A 2,310-nucleotide genomic window follows, 5' to 3' on the forward strand; every position below is an offset into this window, starting at 1 on the left:
GACGGCGGCCGGCTGAGCCTGCCCGTCCTGTTCCTGCACGGCGAGTACGACTACACGTGCGAGACGGTCCACTCCCGGCTGGCCGAGCCGATGCGGCGGGATTGCTGTGACCTCACCGAGGTGGTGGTGCCGTCGGGACACTGGATGGCCCAGGAGAAGCCCCGCGTGGTGAACGCGGCGCTCGCGAAGTGGGTCGCCACGAAGCTGCCCGACGTCTGGCCCACGCCCTGACGGAGCGAACGCGATGACGGAGAAGCGGCCGGCGACGGCGTCACGCGGCATGGTCGTCACCAATCACCCGCTGGGCTCGGCGGCGGGCGCGGAGATGCTCGCGGCGGGCGGCAACGCGGTGGACGCGGCCATCGGCGCCCTCTTCGCGCTGACCGTGGTGGAGCCGATGATGGTCGGCATCTTCGGCGCGGGCATGACCCAGCTGCGGCTGGCCGACGGCCGGCATCTCGTCATCGACAACTACACCACCGCGCCGTCGGCGGCGCGGCCGGACATGTACCGCCCTGTCTCCGACGCGTGGCCCGACTACCTGCGCACGGCAGGCGACGTCAACCTGACGGGCCTCCTCTCGGCGGGCGTGCCCGGGACGCTGAAGGCCTGGGCGGAGGCGATCGCCCGCTTCGGACGCCTCGACCTCGAGACGGTGATGCAGCCGGCGATCCGCCATGCCGAGCGGGGCTTCCGCGCCACGCCGTACCTGGTGGAGGCGGTGCTGGACACTGCCCCCGACCTGGCGCGCTTCCCCGAGACCGCGCGGACGTTCCTGCCCGGCGGCGCGCCGATCAAGGCGGGCGATCTCGTCGTGATGCCGGAGTACGCGGCGACGCTTCGGCTGATCGCGGCCAAGGGGCCGGGCGCCCTCTACGGCGGCGATCTGGGCGCCATCGTGGCCGACTACATGGCGCGCGCGGGCGGCATCATCACCCTCGACGACCTGGTCCGCTACGAGACGATCGAGCGCCGGCCCATCCGCGGAGGCTACCGCGGCTTCGAGATCGCGGGCGCGCCGCCGCCGACCGCCGGCGGCCTGCACCTCATCGAGATGCTGAACATCCTGGAGGGCTTCGACCCGGCCGGGCTGGGCTTCGGCACCGCGGAGTACTTCCACCTGATCGCCGAGGTGCTCAAGATCGGCTTCGCGGATCGCAACGCTTGCACCGGGGATCCCGCGTTCGTGGACATCCCCGTCGAGCGGCTCACCTCGAAGGCGCACGCGGCGGCCCGGCGCGCGCAGATCCGCGCGGATCGGGCGGGGGACTACGGCGGGGTGCCGGGCGTCGCAGCCGGATCGGCCCACACCACGCACGTGACGACCGCGGACGCCGAGGGCAACGTGGTGGCGATGACCCAGACCCTCAACAACCTGTTCGGGGCGAAGGCCACCGTGCCAGGCACCGGCATCATCCTGAACAACACCATGGCGCTGTTCGATCCGCACCCCGGCACGCCCGCGTCGGTGGCGCCCGGCAAGCGCGTGACCAGCAGCATGGCGCCGACCATCGTGCTGCGCGACGGCCGCCCGGCGTGGGCGCTGGGCCTGCCCGGCGGCGTGCGCATCTTCACCTCGGTGCTGCAGGCGGTGGTGAACCTGATCGATCACCGCATGCCGCTGCAGGAGGCGGTGGAGGCGCCGCGCATCTGGAGCCAGGGGCAGGAGCTCGAGATGGAGCAGGACATCCCGGCCGCGGTGCGTGCCGCGCTGGCGGCCCGCGGACACCGCGTCGTCGCCGTCCCCGCGGTCGCCGGCGGCATGAACGCGGTGGCGTTCGCGGCCGACGGCACGCTCGAAGGCGCAGCCTGCTGGCGCGCCGACGGCACGCCGATCGGCGTCAGCGGCGGGCTTGCCCGCCCGGGCATCCGCTTCCGCCCCGACGCCAGAGGGCGCTGAAAAGGGCCCATCTGCTTCGTTGGCGCCCTCGGTCGGGGCGCTCAACGTACGGAGAGTACGCTTCGCGCCCGACCTTCGGGCGCCGCCTCGCATCTGGACCCTTTTGAGCGCCCTCTTCAGCGCCCTCCCGCGCCGGCGGCGGCGCGGTCCATGAGATCCTTCGTGCCGGCCTGGATCCACGGGAAGAAGCTGGCCATGATGCAGCGCACGCCCTTGCGGGTGTAGGCCTCGACGTTCGCCGAGGTGACGAGAGTGCCGGCGGTGCGGCCGGCCTGGACGATCTTCGCGATGGCTCCGTCGATCGTCTTCTGCACCTCGGCATGACCGACGTCGCCGATGTGGCCCATCGAGGTGGCCAGGTCGCTCGGGGCCACGAAGAACACGTCGATGTGGTCGACCCGGAGAATCTC

3 protein-coding genes are annotated in these 2,310 nt (G+C 72.4%); 2 read left to right on the forward strand and 1 reads right to left on the reverse strand.

The window, feature by feature from the left end; translation table 11 throughout:
* Together VKN16_05835 and ggt are read left to right on the forward strand one after the other, a co-directional pair.
* The coding region (locus VKN16_05835) for an alpha/beta hydrolase (GenBank protein HME93716.1) at positions 1-231 on the forward strand (231 nt) is incomplete at its 5' end.
* A 13-nt stretch (positions 232-244) separates the two neighbouring features.
* Entirely contained in the window at positions 245-1,900 is a 1,656-nt protein-coding gene (ggt, locus tag VKN16_05840; protein HME93717.1) for a gamma-glutamyltransferase, read from the forward strand.
* Positions 1,901-2,016: 116 nt separating this feature from the next.
* On the opposite strand, the gene VKN16_05845 is transcribed toward ggt, so the two are convergent.
* Positions 2,017-2,310, reverse strand: a 294-nt coding sequence (locus tag VKN16_05845; protein ID HME93718.1) for an aldolase/citrate lyase family protein, incomplete at its 5' end; no start/stop codon positions are given.

This window comes from Candidatus Methylomirabilota bacterium (assembly GCA_035315345.1).
In the GTDB taxonomy this organism is placed as follows: Bacteria; Methylomirabilota; Methylomirabilia; order Rokubacteriales; family CSP1-6; genus CAMLFJ01.